Genomic DNA, 16,468 nt, shown 5'->3' with positions numbered 1-16,468 from the left:
GACCCCGAACTGCTACTAGTGCATACAGAAAGTCGCGCGCGCCGCGGTTCAGTGGGGAACGTGGAGCCGATGGGTCAACACGGCGAGGTGTAGGGCCGCGATCTGCTCGCCGTCGTCGAAGTCGATGCCGAGCAGGTCTTCGAGCAGGGCGATGCGCTGGTAGAAGACCGAGCGCGACAGGTGCGCCGCCTCCGCGGCGGCCGTGCGGTTGGACGGGTGCGCCAGCAGGGCCGCGAGCACGTCGAGCAGGTCGCCGCCGCGGCCCCGGGCCTCGGCCAGCACCGGGGCGAGCATCCGGTCCGCGTGCGCGACGAGGCGATGATCGTCGCGCATCGCGGCGACGACCCGGGTCAGGGGCCGCTCGACCGTGCGGCGCCCGTCGCCCTCGCGGTCGCGGCGCGCGCTGCGGACGCCGTCGTCGGCCGCGACGAGGTCGATCGTCTCGCGCAGCGCACCGACGAGCAGGCCCATGCCCCGCTCGTCCTCGACGGAGGGGATGGCGACACCGGGGCCGAGCACGACGCGCGGCCGCGCCGGGCGCGACGGCAGGGTCGTCGCAGAGGCGCCGGCGGAGGCGGTGGCGACGCGCAACGCCTCCTCCAGTGCGGCGGCGAAGGCATCGGCGCGATTGTCCGCGGCGGTCGCGGCGCGGGCGGGGACGGTGAGCAGCACCGGCGTGCGGACGAGGCCCGACCCGTCCTCCAGCGTCGCGCTCGAACCGCACACGGCACGCGCACCCAGGGCGGCGGCGGCGACGTCCGCCGCGGTCGCGACACCCACGGCATCCTCGCGACCGGCCGGGGCCAGCGCGACGAGCGGGAACGCGACGACGCCGGCGAGGGGCAGGCCGGCCGCGTCCAGGCGGGCCGCCGCCGCCCCGAGGCTCGTGAACCGGCCGTCGACGAGCGCGTCGACGACGCGGCGGCGCCCCAGCCGGGACCACTCCTCTCCCCCCGGATCGGCGAGCCGGCCCAGGGCGAGCGCCGTGGCCGCCTGCTCGAGGACGGCCTCCCGTCCGGCCGGGTGCGGTGTTCCGGGCAGCGCGACGAGCCATCCCCACCGGATGCCGCGGGCTTCGACGGCGACGATCGCCCGCCCCTCGTGGTCGGGGGCCGCCGCGGCCGCACGCGACCGGCGTCCCCAGCCGCGGAGGGTCTGCGTCTCGATCGCCCCGCCGACGTGGGCGACCACCACCTCGTGCGCGACGGTCTCCAGCACGACGGGGGCGGCGAGGGCGAGCCCGACCTGCTCGACGATGAACTCGGCCGGCGCTCCGCGCAGCGCCAGCCCGGTGAACAGGGTCCGTACCGCGTCGCGCGCTTCCAGCGCCGTCGTCTGGTCGGCGATGATGCGACGGTGCACGGCCTCGGTGATCGTGACGAACTTGACCTCGCGGTGGAGGGCGACCAGCGCGAGGCCCGCCGAGCGGGCGGCATCCGCGAGGACCGCCGGCACGTAGCGGTAGTGCGAGCCGAGCTCGAGCACGATGCCCGCCGCGCCGACCCGGGCCAGCTGCGTCACGAACCCGGCGAGCAGGGCGGGGTCGTCCGGCCAGCCGGAGCCCGTCGACAGCAGCAGCTCGCCGCCTTCGAGCAGCCGCGCGACGTCGGCGCTGTCGGAGACGTGGACCCATCGCACGGCGGCGCCGAGGGCGTCGCCGCCGACGACCACGACGGGCGCTCCGGCGGAGAACACCGCCAGGGCGAGCACCTCCGCCACGGTCGGCAGAACCGTTGTCGGACGTTCTGTCCGGGAAACGTCTACATCGTGACGAACAGACACCTGCGCCTCCCCCATCGCTGAGTCAGCATAAGCATGGCACGTGCCGGTCGATCTGTCCGACCCGCGTACCCGCCCGTCGTCTCCCCTCCCGTCAGGAGCCCCGCATGGATCTCATCCGTCACCACGTCGCCGGCCGATCGACCGGATCGGCCGAGCGCACCGGCCCCGTCTACGACCCGGCGACCGGCGTCGTGCAGGCGGAGGTCGCGTTCGCCTCGACCGCCGAGACGGATGCCGCGATCGCGGCGGCCGCCGCCGCGCTGCCGGCCTGGCGGGCGACGAGCCTCATCAAGCGCGCCGACGTGTTCTTCCGCCTGCGCCACCTCCTCGTCGAGCGGGCGGACGAGCTCGCCGCCATCATCACCGCCGAGCACGGCAAGGTGCTCTCCGACGCGAAGGGCGAGATCAGCCGCGGCATCGAGAACGTCGAGTTCGCGGCCGGACTCGTCCATCTGCTGAAGGGCGAGCACGCCGAGCAGGTGTCCCGCGGCGTGGACGTGCACTCGGTGAAGCAGCCGGTGGGCGTCGTGGGCGCGATCACCCCGTTCAACTTCCCCGTGATGGTTCCGCTGTGGATGACGGCATCCGCCATCGCGTGCGGCAACACCGTCGTGCTCAAGCCGAGCGAGAAGGACCCCTCGGCCGCGCTCTTCCTCGCGCGGCTCTACGAGGAGGCGGGCCTGCCGGCGGGTGTCCTCAACGTCGTGCACGGCGACAAGGTCGCCGTCGACGCGATCCTCGACTCCCCCACCGTCCGCGCCGTGAGCTTCGTCGGCTCGACGCCGATCGCACGCTCGATCTACGAGCGCGCCGCCGCGAACGGCAAGCGCGTGCAGGCCCTCGGCGGCGCCAAGAACCACATGGTCGTCATGCCCGACGCCGACCTGGATGCCGCGGCCGACGCCGCCGTGTCGGCCGCCTACGGTTCGGCCGGCGAGCGCTGCATGGCCGTCTCCGTGCTCGTCGCCGTCGGCGACGACGTGGCGGACGCGCTGGTCGAGAAGGTCGCGGAGCGCATCGCCGGGCTGACCATCGGCGCGGGCACCGACCCGGCGAGCGAGATGGGCCCGCTCATCACGCGCGAGCACCGCGACAAGGTCGCCGCGTACGTCTCCGGCGCCGCCGCCGAAGGCGCGACGGTGGTCGTCGACGGCACGACGCAGCAGTTCGAGGGCGACGGCTTCTTCATCGGCGTCTCGCTCGTCGACCGGGTCGCTCCCGGCATGAAGGTCTACGACGAGGAGATCTTCGGCCCGGTGCTCTCCGTCGCGCGCGTCGCGACCTACGACGAGGCGGTCGCCCTCATCAACGCGAGCCCCTTCGCGAACGGCACCGCGGTGTTCACGCGCGACGGCGGCACCGCCCGCCAGTTCGAGTTCGACATCGAGGTGGGGATGGTCGGCGTCAACGTGCCGATCCCCGTGCCGGTGGGCGCGTTCTCCTTCGGCGGGTGGCGCAACTCGCTGTTCGGCGACTCGCACATCTACGGCCCCGAGTCGATCCACTTCTACACGCGGAGCAAGGTCGTGACGACCCGCTGGCCCGACCCCAGCGAGAGCCAGATCAGCCTCGGCTTCCCCAGCAACCACTGACCCCGCGGCATCCGAAGGAGACACCATGAGCACCATCGCCCCCGCCGCCGACTCCGCCGCCGACGCGGCCGTCCGCGGCGACGACCGCCGCCACGTCTTCCACTCCTGGAGCGCGCAGGCCCTGATCGACCCGCTGCCGGTCGCGGGCGGCGCAGGTGCGACGTTCTGGGACTACGCCGGACGCAGCTACCTCGACTTCTCGTCGCAGCTGGTGAACCTCAACCTCGGCCACCAGCACCCCGACCTCGTCGCGGCCATCCAGGAGCAGGCCGGGCGCCTGGCGACGATCCAGCCGTCGATGGCGAACGACACGCGCGGCGAGCTGGCGCGGCGGATCAGCGAGATCTCCCCCGACGGCTTCTCGAAGGTGTTCTTCACCAACGGCGGGGCTGATGCCAATGAGAACGCGGTCCGGATGGCGCGCCTGGTCACCGGCAAGCGCAAGGTGCTCGCGATGTACCGCAGCTACCACGGCAACACGTCGACGGCCATCACGCTGACGGGCGACCCGCGCCGGTGGGCGAACGAGCCGGCCGACGCGTCCGTCGTGCACTTCTTCGGTCCGTACGCCTACCGGTCGCCGTTCCACGCGGACTCCCCGGAGCAGGAGGCCGAGCGGGCGCTCGCGCATCTCGAGCAGACGATCATCCTGGAGGGCGCCTCGACGATCGGCGCGATCATCATCGAGTCCGTCGTCGGCACCAACGGCGTGCTCATCCCGCCGCCCGGGTATCTGCCGGGCGTCCGCGAGCTGTGCGACCGCTACGGCATCGTGTACATCGCCGACGAGGTCATGGTCGGCTTCGGACGGCTGGGCACCTGGTGGGGCTTCGAGAACTTCGACGTCGTGCCCGACCTCATCACCTTCGCGAAGGGCGTCAACTCGGGCTACGTGCCGCTGGGCGGCGTCGTCGTCTCCGACCGCATCGCGGCGCACTTCGACACCGTGTCGTTCCCCGGCGGGCTCACCTACTCGGGCCACCCGCTGGCGTGCGCCCCGGGGATCGCGACCTTCGAGGTGTTCCGTCGCGACGGCATCCTGGAGCGCGTCCGCGACCTCGGCGAGCGTGTCGTGCGTCCGCGACTGGAGCAGATGACAGAGCGGCATCCGTCGGTCGGCGAGGTGCGCGGACTCGGCCTGTTCTGGGCGATCGAGCTGGTGCGCGACCGGCAGACGCGCGCGCCGCTGGTTCCGTTCAACGCGGCGGGAGCGGATGCCGCCCCGATGGCCGCGTTCGCCGCGGCGTGCAAGAAGGCGGGGCTCTGGCCGTTCACGCACTTCAACCGCGCGCACGTGGCGCCGCCCTTGATCGTGTCGGAGGACGACCTCGTGCGGGGCCTCGACATCATCGACCGCGCGCTCGAGGTCACCGATGCCGAGGTGGCATCGTGACGCCGTCGACGACCGTGCTCCGCAACGTCGTCGACGGCGTGCCGGTCGCCTCGGTCGGCGCGGCGCTGCCGCTCGTGAGCCCGGTGACCGGCGAGGTGTACGCGCACGCGCCGATCTCGACGGCGGACGAGGTGGATGCCGCGTTCGCGGCGGCATCCCGCGCCTTCGAGACGTGGAAGCGGACGACGCCCGCCCAGCGCCAGCTGCTGCTGTTCCGTCTCGCGGATGCGCTCGAGGCCCACGCGGAGGAGTTCGCCGATCTGGAGTCGCAGGACACCGGCAAGCCCCGGGCGAGCCTCGTGGCCGACGAGATCGTCCAGTCGATCGACCAGCTGCGCTTCTTCGCGGGCGCCGCCCGCGACCTCGACGGGCGGGCGGCGGCCGAGTACGCGGAGGGGTTCACCTCTTATGTGCGCCGCGAGCCGATCGGTGTGGTCGCACAGGTGACGCCGTGGAACTATCCCCTGAACATGGCGGTGTGGAAGATCGGTCCGGCCCTCGCGGCGGGCAACACCGTCGTGCTGAAGCCGAGCGAGACGACGCCGCAGACGACGGTGCGCCTCGCGGAGCTCGCCGCCGGGATCCTTCCCGCGGGTGTCTTCAACGTCGTGCTCGGCGACCGGGAGACCGGCCGGATGCTGGTCGAGCATCCGACGCCGCAGCTCGTCGCGATCACCGGCTCGGTGCGCGCCGGGATGCAGGTGGCCGCGTCGGCCGCGCAGGACCTCAAGCGCGTGCACCTCGAGCTCGGCGGCAAGGCGCCGGCGCTGGTGTTCGCCGACGCCGACCTGGATCGCGCGGCGCGCGGCATCGTGGAGGCCGCGTTCTTCAATGCAGGACAGGACTGCACCGCCGCGACCCGCGTGCTCGTGGATGCCGCGGTGCACGACGACCTGGTCGAGAGACTCGTGGCCCACACGCGCGAGCACGCGAGAGCCGGCGCGCCGGACGACCCCGACGCGTTCTTCGGCCCGGTGAACAACCCCGACCAGCTCGCGCGCGTGCAGGGGTTCGTCGATCGGCTGCCGTCGCACGCGTCGATCGCGATCGGCGGACGCCGACAGGGCGAGACGGGCTGCTTCTTCGAGGCGACGATCGTCACGGGTGTGCGCCAGGACGACGAGGTGGTGCAGCAGGAGATCTTCGGCCCGGTGCTCACGGTGCAGCCGTTCGCGTCGGAGGAGGACGCGCTCGCGCTGGCGAACGGGGTGCCGTACGCCCTCGCGGCGTCGGTCTGGACCCGCGAGCACGCCCGAGCGCTGCGGTTCTCGCGCGACCTCGACTTCGGCTGCGTGTGGATCAACGCGCACATCCCCTTCGTCTCCGACATGCCGCACGGCGGCTTCAAGCACTCCGGGTACGGCAAGGACCTCTCCGTCTACGGCTTCGAGGACTACACCCGCATCAAGCACGTCATGGCGAGCCTGGACTGACGCACACGCACACGGCCGGACCCCGCTCGGCGTCAGAAGGGTGGCGGCTCGGCCGGCGTGGGTTCGGGGACGAATCTCACGAGGCTGGGTGGGTGGTCCTCGTAGTGGCGTCCGGTGGGTGAGGTCCATTCGAGGGTTCCGTGGCCGAGGTGTCGGACCTGCCAGGCGGTGTGGTGCTTCACGGTGTGGTGGCGGCGGCACAAGTGGGCGAGGTTGTCGGGTGCCGTGGGGCCGCCGTCTGCGGCGGCGGTGGTGTGGTCGCGGTCGCACCGGTGGGCGGGGCGGGTGCAGCCGGGGGTGCGGCAGCGTTCATCCCTCGCAGCGAGGTAGCGGCGGATTTCCGCGGAGTGTCGGTAGCGGTCGACGGCGACGGGGATGCCGGTGGTCGGGTCGGTGAACACGCGATCCCAGCCGGGTGCGAGCCCCGCCAACCGGCGGGCAAGTCCCGGGTCGATGGGCCCGTACCCGGTCAAGATCGCCGGGCCTCCGTCGGGGTCGCCGGCGAGGGTCAGGGCGGGGACCGTCACCTGGATCTGCGCCGTCACCGCTTCCACTCCGGCACCGGTGGCTCGGGTGGAGGCAGTGGCGGTCAGGAGCAGGTCGGTGAGGATGTCCGCACGCACCTGCGCCAACGTGCGGGTGTCTGCATGAGCGCAGGGGCGGGAGCCGGTGATGACCCTCTCGCCGTGCGGTCCGTCGTCCGTGTCCGCGCCGGCATCCGATGAAGCACCCTCGTCCTGGTGCGGGACGTCCTCGCCGGGCTGGTCGAGGATCGCCCGACCCCGGGCGGTCAGGGTGTCGTGGATCGCGTGGGCGAGCGGCGCGGGAAGATCCGCGATCAACCGAGCCATACCGTCCTCCAACGGGAACAACCGCACCGAGCGTTCCTCATACGCGCGCTGCGCGGCTTCGGTGAACGCAGTCGGGTCGATTGTTGCCGCGATCGCCTTCGCCGCCGCGCTCATCCGCGCAGGCGACTCCGACCGGGCCGCCTCCAGAGCGAGGGTTTCGTACCGTGCCCGGTCTGCTTCAGAGGTGAGAAGCGTGCCGGTGCGGCTGATCGCCCACGCGTGACCGGCATCGATCTCCCCGCCCGCCCACACCTCAAACGTCCGCGGGAACAGGGTCGTCAGCAGGTACGCCTCCGACATCCGGCGTTGCACACCCCGATCCGACACCCGCAACGCCATCGCCAGCTCCAACGCGACCTCCCGCAACGGCAGATCCGCATCAGACGACCGCACCGACCGCCCCTGCTGCTGCGCCTCCTGACGCAGCAACGCCGCACGTTCCGCGACCAGTCCCACGGCATCGGCCAGCAACCTCGCCTCGGCAGCTTGCGCCTGAGCCGCACGACGCCGCGCATCCACCACACCGGCCACCAGCGCATCCAACCCGGGCCAGGTCGTATCACCCTCACGGGTACTCGTCAGCGCGTGCATCATCACCCCTGACCCGGCATCAACCGGAGGACAGGACCCGCAACAGAAGGTGGGCACGCGCGGGGTTTCTTCACCCCACTATAGAACAAAACTTCGAAGATCGCAAGAGAGAGCAAGAGGGAGATCGCGGAATCCCGCGACCGCCCGAGGCCACCGTCAGGCCCCGTCGAGCGCCTCCGCCTCCACCCCGAGCAGGCCCGCGGCCGCGCGCAGCACGGGCGCGACCGGCTCGATCCCCGGCCCCCAGCCGACCAGCGCGTGGGCGCTGAGACCGTCGATCATCGCCAGCAGGTGCCAGGCGAGGGGCTCCGGATCGGCGGCAGGGATCACCCCGGCATCCATCCCCCGCACGATCTCGTCGGCGAGCGCGCCGCGCCAGGCGTCCATCGCCGCCCGCACCCTCTCGGCGAGCGGCGCGTTGCGCGTCCCCAGCGCCCACGCCTGCACCCAGACGAGGGTGACGTCGCGCCGGGCGGGATCCAGCGTGGTCCGCAGCAGCGCACCGATCCGCACCGGCGCGGGCGCGTCGGGAAGGAGCGCGCGCACCTCGTCGAGCTCGCCGGCCACGATGTCGAAGAAGGTGTCGGCGACGAGGTCGTCCATGCTCGGGATGTAGTGGGCGACGAGTCCCGACGCCACCCCCACGCGCGTCGCGACGGCGCGCAGCGTCACCGCGTCCAGACCGTCGGCGAGCGCCAGGTCGTGCGCGGCGCCGGCGATCTGCTCACGCCGCTGCTCGGCGCTCAATCGCGCGCGTGCGGTGGTTGACGTCTGCGGCATCCGCTCGCTACCCTCCGATGAGTTGATCATGTGATCAATAAGCTACTCCAGGACCGGACGAGAGTCGAGGATGCCGATGAGCTGGCGGATGCCGAGCGAGACCGCGCCGCACGCGCGCACGTGGATGGCCTTCCCCGTCGAGGGGCCGACCCTCGGCGAGCGCGATGCCGACCGCGACGAGGGCTACGCCGCCTGGACGGAGGTCGCCGCGGCGATCGCCCGCTTCGAGCCGGTGACGATGGTCGTCGACCCCTCCGAGCTCGCGCGCGCCCGGCGGATGCTGCCCGGCGACGTCTCGATCCTGGAGGCGCCCGTCGACGAGTTCTGGATGCGCGACCACGGCCCGACGTTCGTCGTCGACGACGAACGTCCCGGCGTCCTGGGGGCCGTCGACTGGATCTTCAACGGGTGGGGAGCCCACGACTGGGCGCGGTGGGAGCGCTCGGCGGAGCACGCCCGCCTCATCGCGGCCGAGGTCGGCGCCGAGCTCGTGTCCTCCACGCTGGTCACCGAGGGCGGCGGCTTCCACGTCGACGGCGAAGGCACGGTGCTGCTGACCGAGACGGTGCAGCTCGACCCGCGCCGCAACCCCTACGCCGACCGGGCCCGCGTCGAAGCGGAGTTCGCCCGCACGCTGGGCACGACGAAGGCCATCTGGCTGCCGCGGGGGCTCACGCGCGACTACGACGACTTCGGCACCAACGGCCACGTCGACATCGTCGCGACCTTTCCCTCCCCCGGCCGCGTGCTGCTGCACACCCAGCGCGACCCCGCACACCCCGACCACGCCGTCAGCGCGGCCCTGCACGAGCTGCTCGCCGCGCAGACCGACGCGGCCGGGCGCCGCCTCGAGGTCATCGAGCTTCCCGCGCCGGCGACGCTGCGCGACGGCCACGGCGACGACGAGGGCTTCGTCGACTGGAGCTACGTCAACCACCTCGTCGTGGACGGCGGCGTCATCGCCTGCGGCTTCGGCGAGGACAAGGCGGATGCCGAGGCTCGCGCGATCCTCGCCCACGCCTACCCGGGACGCGAGGTGGTCACGGTCGACGCCCGCCCGATCTTCGCCCGCGGCGGCGGCATCCACTGCATCACACAGCAGCAGCCCGCACTCGGCGGGCAGGAGACGCCGCGATGATCGACGTCGTCGAGGCCACCATCGCCGACCTCCGCGCCGCGCTCGAGGACGGGCGCACGACGGCCGTCGAACTCGTCGAGGCCTTCCTCGCGCGCATCGCCGCCTACGACGGCCCCGACACGGCGACCGCCCTCAACGCCGTCGTCGTCCGCAACCCCGAGGCGCTCGCGGAGGCCGCGGCCTCCGACGCGCGCCGCGCCCGCGGCGCTGCGCTCTCGCCGCTGGACGGCATCCCGTACACCGCGAAGGACAGCTACCTCGTGCGGGGCCTGACGGCAGCCGCGGGCTCCCCCGCCTTCGCCGAGCTGGTCGCCCAGCGCGACGCGTTCACGATCGAGCGCCTGCGCGCCGCCGGTGCGATCTGCCTCGGACTGACGAACATGCCGCCGATGGCCAACGGCGGCATGCAGCGCGGCGTCTACGGGCGCACCGAGAGCCCCTACTCCCGCGACTGGCTGACGGCGCCGTTCGGCTCGGGCTCGTCCAACGGCTCGGGAACGGCGACCGCGGCGTCTTTCGCGGCCTTCGGCCTGGGCGAGGAGACGTGGTCGAGCGGCCGCGGGCCCGCCAGCAACAACGCGCTGTGCGCCTACACGCCCTCGCGCGGCGTCATCTCGACGCGCGGCAACTGGCCGTTGGTGCCCACGATGGACGTCGTCGTGCCCCACACCCGCACCATGGCCGACCTCCTGGAGGTGCTCGACGTGATCGTCGCCGACGACCCCGACGCCCGCGGCGACTTCTGGCGCACACAGCCGTGGATCTCCCTCCAGACCCCCTCGGCACTGCGACCGGAGGACTACCGGACGCTCGCCTCCGGCGCCGCGGTGGCCGGACTGCGCCTCGGCATCCCCCGGATGTACGTCAACGCCGATCCGGATGCCGGGACCTCCGCCGCACCCGGCATCGGCGGCCCGACGGGGCAGCGGATCCGGACGCGTGCCTCCGTGATCTCGCTGTGGGAGCAGACGCGCGCCGCTCTGGAGGCCGCGGGCGCCGAGGTCGTGGAGGTCGACTTCCCCGTGGTCAGCAACTACGAGGGCGACCGCCCGGGCGCGCCCACGATCGCGACCCGCGGGCTCGTCTCGCCCGCCTACCTGCGCCGCGAGATCGTCGACCTCTCGGCGTGGGCGTGGGAGGACTTCCTCACCGCGAACGGCGACCCCGCCCTGTCCTCGCTCGCCGCCGTCGACGGCGCCCGCATCTTCCCGCACCCGGCCGGCGCCCTTCCCGACCGCTACACCGGCTTCGACGACGACATCGCGACCTACCCCGACTGGGTGCGCGCCCACCCCGGCACCTCCTGGCGCGACATGCCCGAGCTGGAGGAGGGCCTCCGCGGCCTCGAGCGCACCCGCCGGCTCGACCTGGAGGCCTGGATGGACGATCGCGGCCTCGACGCCGTCGTCTTCCCCGCCGTCGCCGACGTCGGCCCCGCCGACATGGACGTGAACCCCGCCTCCGCCGACCTCGGCTGGCGAAACGGCGTGTGGGTCGCGAACGGCAATCTCGCCATCCGCCATCTCGGCATCCCGACGGTGACGGTGCCGATGGGACTCCTGTCCGACATCGGGATGCCGGTCGGGCTGACGATCGCGGGACGATCCGGCGACGACGTCGCACTCCTGCGCCTCGGCTGCGCGATCGAGACACTCACCCCCGAACGACCGGTGCCGCCGCGCACCCCCGCCCTGAAGGACCGCACATGACCGATGCCGCCCGCATGCACGACGTCACCGCCGAGACCCGCCGCATCGTCGATCTCGTGCTCGACTACTCCCGCGAACGCCTGCTCGCCCAGGACACCCCGCTCGACAAGCCGCTCTCCGCGGCGGAGCTGAGCCGGCTCGCCGGTCGGACGATCTCCGAGGACGGCGTCGGCGCGGAGCGCGCGCTCGGTGTGTTCACGCACGTGCTCGCCCCGGCCTGCATCACCACCGACGACCCCCGCTACCTCTCCTTCATCCCCACGGCCCCCACGAAGGCCGCGGCGGCGTTCGACCTCGTCGTGTCGGCGAGCGCGCTCTACGGCGGCTCGTGGCTGGAGGGCGCGGGCGCGGTACACGCCGAGAACGAGGTGCTGCGCTGGCTGGCCGACGAGTTCGGCCTGCCGGCATCCGCGGGCGGCGTGTTCGTGCAGGGCGGCACGCTCGGAAACCTCTCCGCCCTCGTGGCGGCGCGGGAAGCCGCGCGCGCTCGGCACGCCGAAGCGGGAGCGCCCGCCCCCGCGCGCTGGGCCGTGGTCTGCAGCTCGCAGGCGCACTCCTCGATCGCCTCGGCCGCCCGCGTCATGGACGTCGACGTGATCACCGTGCCCACGGATGCCGACGGCATGCTGCGCGGCGACGCGGTGGCCGCGACGCTGGCCGACGTGGACGAGCGGGTGTTCGCCGTCGTCGCCACGGCGGGCTCGACCAACTTCGGCATCGTCGACGACATCGCCGGGGTCGCCGCCGCGGCCCACGCGCACGACGTCTGGCTGCACGTCGACGGCGCCTACGGCCTGGCCGGAATGCTCTCGCCGCTGGCCCGGCACCTGTACGCGGGGGTCGAGCAGGCCGACTCGGTCATCGTCGACCCGCACAAGTGGCTGTTCGCCCCCTTCGACGCGTGCGCCCTCATCTACCGCGACCCCGAGCAGGGCCGGCGCGCGCACACTCAGCACGCCGAGTACCTCGACACGCTGACCGACCGCTCCGACTACAGCCCGTCCGACTACGCCGCGCACCTCACGCGCCGCGCGCGGGGGCTCCCCCTGTGGTTCTCGCTCGCCACGCACGGCGCCGCCGCCTACCGCGAGGCGGTGAGCGCGTCGATCGTGCTGGCGCGCCGCATCGCCGACGAGATCGCGGCGCGCCCCGGCTTCTCGCTCGTGCGCCAGCCTCAGCTCGGCGTCGTCGTCTTCGAGCGCGACGGCTGGACCCGGACCGAATACGAGGCCTGGTCGCAGCGCCTGCTCGACGTGCAGCACGCCTTCGTCACGCCGTCGAGCCACGAAGGCCGGGCGAACGCGCGGTTCGCGATCCTCAACCCGCGCACCACGTTCGAGGACCTCATCGGCATCCTGGATACCATGGAGACCCCCGAGAGCTTCTGAATCAGTCTTGATTATTCACTGCCGCGATTGATATCGTCGCGGATCATGCCTCAGACGACGGAAATCGCAGCTTCGCGTCGACAGACCCTGGATGCCGCATCCAAGCTGATCATCGAGCAGCTGCAGGAGGACGGCCGACGTCCCTACGCGGAGATCGCCAAGGCCGTCGGCCTCAGCGAGGCCGCCACGCGCCAGCGCGTGCAGAAGCTCGTCGACCAGGGCGTGATGCAGATCGTCGCCGTCACCGACCCGCTGCAGCTCGGCTTCGCCCGCCAGGCGATGATCGGCATCCGCGTCGCCGGAGACACGCGCGGCATCGCCGCACAGCTGTCGACCCTGCCGGGGGTCAGCTACGTCGTGTCGACGGCGGGTTCGTTCGATCTGCTCGTGGAGGTCGTCTGCGAGAACGACGACGACCTCATGGACCTGCTCAACGAGCAGATCCGCGCCCTTCCCGAGGTGGTCTCGACCGAGACCTTCGTCTACCTCAAACTCCACCGTCAGCTCTACAACTGGGGGACACGATGACCATCGACGACGCCGACCTGCAGGCCAAGGCCCGCGACCACCTCTGGATGCACTTCGCACGCCAGTCGGTGATGACGGAGGGCCCCGGGGTCCCCATCATCGTCAAGGGCGAGGGCCACCACATCTGGGACTCCCGCGGCAAGCGCTACATCGACGGGCTCGCCGGCCTGTTCGTCGTGAACGCCGGCCACGGCCGTCGCCGCATCGCCCAGGCGGCCGCGAAGCAGGCGGAGGAGCTCGCCTTCTTCCCGCTGTGGTCCTACGCGCACCCGTCCGGCATCGAGGCCGCCGACCGCATCGCGCACCTCGCGCCCGGCGACCTCAACCACGTCTTCTTCTCCACGGGCGGCGGCGAAGCGGTCGAGACCGCGTTCAAGCTCGCCAAGCACTACTGGAAGCTGCAGGGCAAGCCCACCAAGCACAAGGTCATCTCCCGCGCCATCGCCTACCACGGCACGACGCAGGGTGCCCTCGCGATCACGGGCCTGCCGGTCATGAAGCACATGTTCGAGCCCGTCACCCCCGGCGGCTTCCGGGTGCCCAACACGAACTACTACCGCGCGGCGGAGTCGGGGTTCGGCGGCGGAACCCCCGAGGAGTTCGGCGTGTGGGCGGCCGACCGCATCGAGCAGATGATCCAGTTCGAGGGCCCCGAGACGGTCGCCGCCGTATTCCTCGAGCCCGTGCAGAACGCGGGCGGCTGCTTCCCCGCTCCCGCCGGCTACTTCCAGCGGGTGCGCGAGATCTGCGACCGCTACGACGTGCTGCTCGTCTCCGACGAGGTCATCTGCGCCTTCGGCCGCCTGGGCCACTACTTCGGCGCGCAGGCCTACGACTACCAGCCCGACATGATCACGTTCGCGAAGGCCGTCACGAGCGGGTACGCGCCGCTCGGCGGCACGATCGTGAACGACCGCGTCTACGAGCCGTTCGCGCACGGCGACCTGTCGTTCCCCCACGGCTACACCTTCGGCGGACACCCCGTGTCGGCCGCGGTGGCGCTGGAGAACCTCGACGTGTTCGAGGAGGAGAAGCTGCTGGAGAACGTCCGCGAGAACTCGCCGGTCTTCCGCGCCACGCTGGAGAAGCTCCTGGACCTGCCGATCGTCGGCGACGTGCGCGGCGACGGCTACTTCTTCGGCATCGAGCTGGTCAAGGACAAGGCCACCAAGGAGACCTTCGACGACGCCGAGTCCGAGCGCCTGCTGCGCGGCTTCCTCTCCAAGGCCCTGTTCGACGCGGGCCTGTACTGCCGCGCCGACGACCGGGGCGACCCCGTCATCCAGCTCGCCCCGCCGCTGACGATCGGACCCGCCGAGTTCGACGAGATCGAGCAGATCCTGCGCAGCGTGCTGACGGAGGCCTGGACCCGCCTCTGACGGGCATCCCGCGCCCGCCGGGCGGGAGTGGTGTCACCCCAGGATGCGGGTGTCCACCACCTCGCCGCCGCGGATCGACAGGCCGGCGCGCAGCGACGCGTCGACCTCGAGGGCGGCGCCGGTGCCCAGGTCGGCGAGCGCGAGCGTGTAGCGCAGCGTCGCGTTGGTCAGGGCGAGGGTCGAGGTGAGCGGCACCGCGCCGGGCATGTTCGCGACGGCGTAGTAGATCGCGTCGTGCACGCGGTAGGTCGGGTCGGTGTGGGTCGTGGCGTGGGTGCCCTCGAAGCAGCCGCCCTGGTCGACCGCGATGTCCACCAGCACCGAGCCCGGCCGCATCCGCTCGACCATGTCGAGGGTGACGAGCTTGGGCGCCGCGGCGCCCGGGACGAGCACGGACCCGATGACCAGATCGGCGTCGGCGACGAGGTCGGCGATCGTCGAACGGGTGGACACGCGCGTGTCGACCCGACCGTCGAAACGCTCGTCCAGGCGCCGCAGCTGCGGGATCGACAGGTCGACGATCGTCACATGCGCGCCGAGGCCCACCGCCATCTGGGCGGCGTGGGTTCCGGCGACACCGCCGCCGATCACGACGACACGGCCGCGCGGCGTGCCCGGCACTCCTCCCAGCAGGATGCCGCGGCCCCCCGCCGGACCGAGCAGCTGCTGCGCGCCCACCTGCACCGACAGGCGCCCGGCGATCTCGCTCATGGGCGCGAGCAGGGGCAGCGAGCGGTCGGGCAGCTGCACCGTCTCGTAGGCGATCGCGGTGGTCCCGGCATCCAGGAGGGCCTGCGTCAACGCCGGGGCGGCCGCCAGGTGCAGGTAGGTGAAGAGCGTCAGGTCCTCCCGGAGGAAGCCGTACTCGGGGGCGATGGGCTCCTTGACCTTGACGAGGAGGTCGGCCGCGCCCCACACTTCGGCGGCGTCGGCGACGATCTCGGCGCCGGCGGCGCGGTACGCCTCATCGCCGAAGCCCGACCCGACGCCGGCGCCGCTCTGGATGAGCACGCGGTGGCCGTGCGCGGCCAGCTCGTCGACGCCGGTGGGCGTCATGCCGACGCGGCGCTCGCTGTCTTTGATCTCTGCGGGAACACCGATGATCATGGCGGGACTCCTTCGTGCTGGTCCACGGGCGGGTGAGGTGGAGCGGTGCAGCGCGATCACGATGTCAGTCCCGCGGAACCTCGACAAGATCCACCGAAGATTCGTTGACATCGGCACGTTCCACCGAAATAGGATCGGCGCATGGTCGCATCAGGCTCTAATGATTCGATGGATGCCGCGGACCTCCGACTCATCGACGAGTTGCGGGCGGACGCGCGGCAGCCGCTCAGCCGTCTCGCGACGACCCTGGGGCTGGCGGCGTCCACCGTCCACGCGCGGATCGCGCGACTCGTCTCACGCGGCGCGATCCGCCGCTTCACGATCGACGTCGACCCCGCGGCGCTCGGCTACCGCACGGAGGCGCTCGTCTCCGTGCGCATCCGTCCGGGGGCGCGGGCGCAGCTGACGCGCTTCGCGGAGGAGCTGCGCACCCACCCCGACGTCGCCCAGTACTTCTACGTCGCCGGCGCGGAGGACTTCGTGATCCACTTCCGCGGACGCGACAGCGCAGACCTGCGCGCCTTCGTCACCGACCACCTCTCGACCCATTCCATCGTCGCGGCGACCAACACGAGCCTCATCTTCGAACGCACCGACGGCCTGCGCGGCGTCTGAGCCCGCACCGTTCGTCCGCGCGGACGCGATCCCCGGTCGAATCGTCCGGACATGGCGCCGACGCGTCATCCGAGGTGACGGCGACGCTACACAAACGAAACAGGCCGACCCTAGTATTCGAGCACCCGAAAGACCTCATCATCAGGAGGAATCACGAACGAGTCACTGGCCGCCACGTCGGC

Annotated in this window: 13 protein-coding genes; 9 read left to right on the top strand and 4 right to left on the bottom strand. The window is 72.1% G+C overall.

Annotated features, from left to right (window positions below):
* Nucleotides 1-48: 48 nt before the first annotated feature.
* Nucleotides 49-1,719, bottom strand: a complete 1,671-nt coding sequence (locus L0965_RS01860) for a PucR family transcriptional regulator (RefSeq protein WP_232783984.1) — start codon at nucleotides 1,717-1,719, stop codon at nucleotides 49-51.
* Between the two features lie 167 nt (nucleotides 1,720-1,886).
* Here L0965_RS01860 and L0965_RS01855 point away from each other — a divergent pair, with 167 nt between their 5' ends.
* From L0965_RS01855 to L0965_RS01845, 3 genes are read left to right on the top strand one after another with little or no spacing between them, the layout of a single operon-like run.
* Nucleotides 1,887-3,374: a CoA-acylating methylmalonate-semialdehyde dehydrogenase gene (locus tag L0965_RS01855; protein ID WP_061782457.1), complete on the top strand. Its 1,488-nt coding sequence runs from the start codon at nucleotides 1,887-1,889 to the stop codon at nucleotides 3,372-3,374.
* 25 nt (nucleotides 3,375-3,399) lie between these two features.
* Nucleotides 3,400-4,767 carry an aspartate aminotransferase family protein gene (locus tag L0965_RS01850; RefSeq protein ID WP_101305453.1) on the top strand — a complete coding sequence of 456 codons (1,368 nt, stop codon included), beginning with the start codon at nucleotides 3,400-3,402 and terminating at the stop codon, nucleotides 4,765-4,767.
* Nucleotides 4,764-6,200 (top strand): gamma-aminobutyraldehyde dehydrogenase, encoded by a 1,437-nt coding sequence (locus L0965_RS01845; RefSeq protein WP_101305452.1) that lies wholly within the window; start codon nucleotides 4,764-4,766, stop codon nucleotides 6,198-6,200. Before L0965_RS01850 ends, L0965_RS01845 begins: the two co-directional genes overlap by 4 nt.
* Before the next feature lie 32 nt (nucleotides 6,201-6,232).
* Here the strand turns inward: L0965_RS01845 and L0965_RS01840 are convergent, their stop codons facing one another.
* Together L0965_RS01840 and L0965_RS01835 are read right to left on the bottom strand one after the other, a co-directional pair.
* Nucleotides 6,233-7,642, bottom strand: a complete 1,410-nt coding sequence (locus tag L0965_RS01840) for an HNH endonuclease signature motif containing protein (RefSeq protein ID WP_234057904.1) — start codon at nucleotides 7,640-7,642, stop codon at nucleotides 6,233-6,235.
* A 156-nt stretch (nucleotides 7,643-7,798) separates the two neighbouring features.
* A complete protein-coding gene (locus L0965_RS01835; RefSeq protein ID WP_101307144.1) occupies nucleotides 7,799-8,422 on the bottom strand; it encodes a TetR/AcrR family transcriptional regulator in 624 nt (207 codons plus the stop codon).
* A gap of 76 nt (nucleotides 8,423-8,498) precedes the next feature.
* On the opposite strand from L0965_RS01835, the gene L0965_RS01830 reads away from it, so the two are divergent.
* The 5 genes from L0965_RS01830 to L0965_RS01810 are packed head-to-tail and all read left to right on the top strand — an operon-like array spanning nucleotide 8,499 to nucleotide 14,564.
* A complete protein-coding gene (locus tag L0965_RS01830; RefSeq protein ID WP_101307143.1) occupies nucleotides 8,499-9,560 on the top strand; it encodes an agmatine/peptidylarginine deiminase in 1,062 nt (353 codons plus the stop codon).
* Nucleotides 9,557-11,269 carry an amidase gene (locus L0965_RS01825; protein WP_101305451.1) on the top strand — a complete coding sequence of 571 codons (1,713 nt, stop codon included), beginning with the start codon at nucleotides 9,557-9,559 and terminating at the stop codon, nucleotides 11,267-11,269. Before L0965_RS01830 ends, L0965_RS01825 begins: the two co-directional genes overlap by 4 nt.
* Nucleotides 11,266-12,657 (top strand): aminotransferase class V-fold PLP-dependent enzyme, encoded by a 1,392-nt coding sequence (locus L0965_RS01820; protein WP_101305450.1) that lies wholly within the window; start codon nucleotides 11,266-11,268, stop codon nucleotides 12,655-12,657. The genes L0965_RS01825 and L0965_RS01820 overlap by 4 nt, the downstream gene beginning before the upstream one ends.
* Before the next feature lie 45 nt (nucleotides 12,658-12,702).
* A complete protein-coding gene (locus L0965_RS01815; RefSeq protein WP_101305449.1) occupies nucleotides 12,703-13,185 on the top strand; it encodes an Lrp/AsnC family transcriptional regulator in 483 nt (160 codons plus the stop codon).
* Nucleotides 13,182-14,564: an aspartate aminotransferase family protein gene (locus L0965_RS01810; RefSeq protein WP_060960226.1), complete on the top strand. Its 1,383-nt coding sequence runs from the start codon at nucleotides 13,182-13,184 to the stop codon at nucleotides 14,562-14,564. Before L0965_RS01815 ends, L0965_RS01810 begins: the two co-directional genes overlap by 4 nt.
* Nucleotides 14,565-14,597: 33 nt before the next feature.
* Here L0965_RS01810 and ald read toward each other — a convergent pair whose 3' ends face one another.
* On the bottom strand, nucleotides 14,598-15,671 hold the full coding sequence (ald, locus tag L0965_RS01805; RefSeq protein ID WP_101305448.1) for an alanine dehydrogenase: 1,074 nt from the start codon (nucleotides 15,669-15,671) through the stop codon (nucleotides 14,598-14,600).
* Between the two features lie 141 nt (nucleotides 15,672-15,812).
* Here ald and L0965_RS01800 point away from each other — a divergent pair, with 141 nt between their 5' ends.
* Nucleotides 15,813-16,286 carry an Lrp/AsnC family transcriptional regulator gene (locus L0965_RS01800; protein WP_234057903.1) on the top strand — a complete coding sequence of 158 codons (474 nt, stop codon included), beginning with the start codon at nucleotides 15,813-15,815 and terminating at the stop codon, nucleotides 16,284-16,286.
* Nucleotides 16,287-16,468 lie beyond the last annotated feature (182 nt).

The organism is Microbacterium sp. NFH-22A-Y (assembly GCF_021401375.1).
Classification (GTDB): Bacteria; Actinomycetota; Actinomycetes; order Actinomycetales; family Microbacteriaceae; genus Microbacterium; species Microbacterium hominis.
The sequence above is the reverse complement of the archived record's forward strand: the minus strand, read 5'-3'. Positions and strand labels throughout refer to the sequence as shown.

Bases quoted from the DNA above. Each gene is read 5' to 3' on its own strand.
- L0965_RS01855 (WP_061782457.1), top strand. From the start codon at position 1,887: ATGGATCTCATCCGTCACCACGTCGCCGGCCGATCGACCGGATCGGCC.
- L0965_RS01850 (WP_101305453.1), top strand. From the start codon at position 3,400: ATGAGCACCATCGCCCCCGCCGCCGACTCCGCCGCCGACGCGGCCGTC.
- L0965_RS01840 (WP_234057904.1), bottom strand. From the start codon at position 7,642: ATGCACGCGCTGACGAGTACCCGTGAGGGTGATACGACCTGGCCCGGG.
- L0965_RS01835 (WP_101307144.1), bottom strand. From the start codon at position 8,422: ATGCCGCAGACGTCAACCACCGCACGCGCGCGATTGAGCGCCGAGCAG.
- L0965_RS01830 (WP_101307143.1), top strand. From the start codon at position 8,499: ATGAGCTGGCGGATGCCGAGCGAGACCGCGCCGCACGCGCGCACGTGG.
- L0965_RS01825 (WP_101305451.1), top strand. From the start codon at position 9,557: ATGATCGACGTCGTCGAGGCCACCATCGCCGACCTCCGCGCCGCGCTC.
- L0965_RS01820 (WP_101305450.1), top strand. From the start codon at position 11,266: ATGACCGATGCCGCCCGCATGCACGACGTCACCGCCGAGACCCGCCGC.
- L0965_RS01815 (WP_101305449.1), top strand. From the start codon at position 12,703: ATGCCTCAGACGACGGAAATCGCAGCTTCGCGTCGACAGACCCTGGAT.
- L0965_RS01810 (WP_060960226.1), top strand. From the start codon at position 13,182: ATGACCATCGACGACGCCGACCTGCAGGCCAAGGCCCGCGACCACCTC.
- ald (WP_101305448.1), bottom strand. From the start codon at position 15,671: ATGATCATCGGTGTTCCCGCAGAGATCAAAGACAGCGAGCGCCGCGTC.
- L0965_RS01800 (WP_234057903.1), top strand. From the start codon at position 15,813: ATGGTCGCATCAGGCTCTAATGATTCGATGGATGCCGCGGACCTCCGA.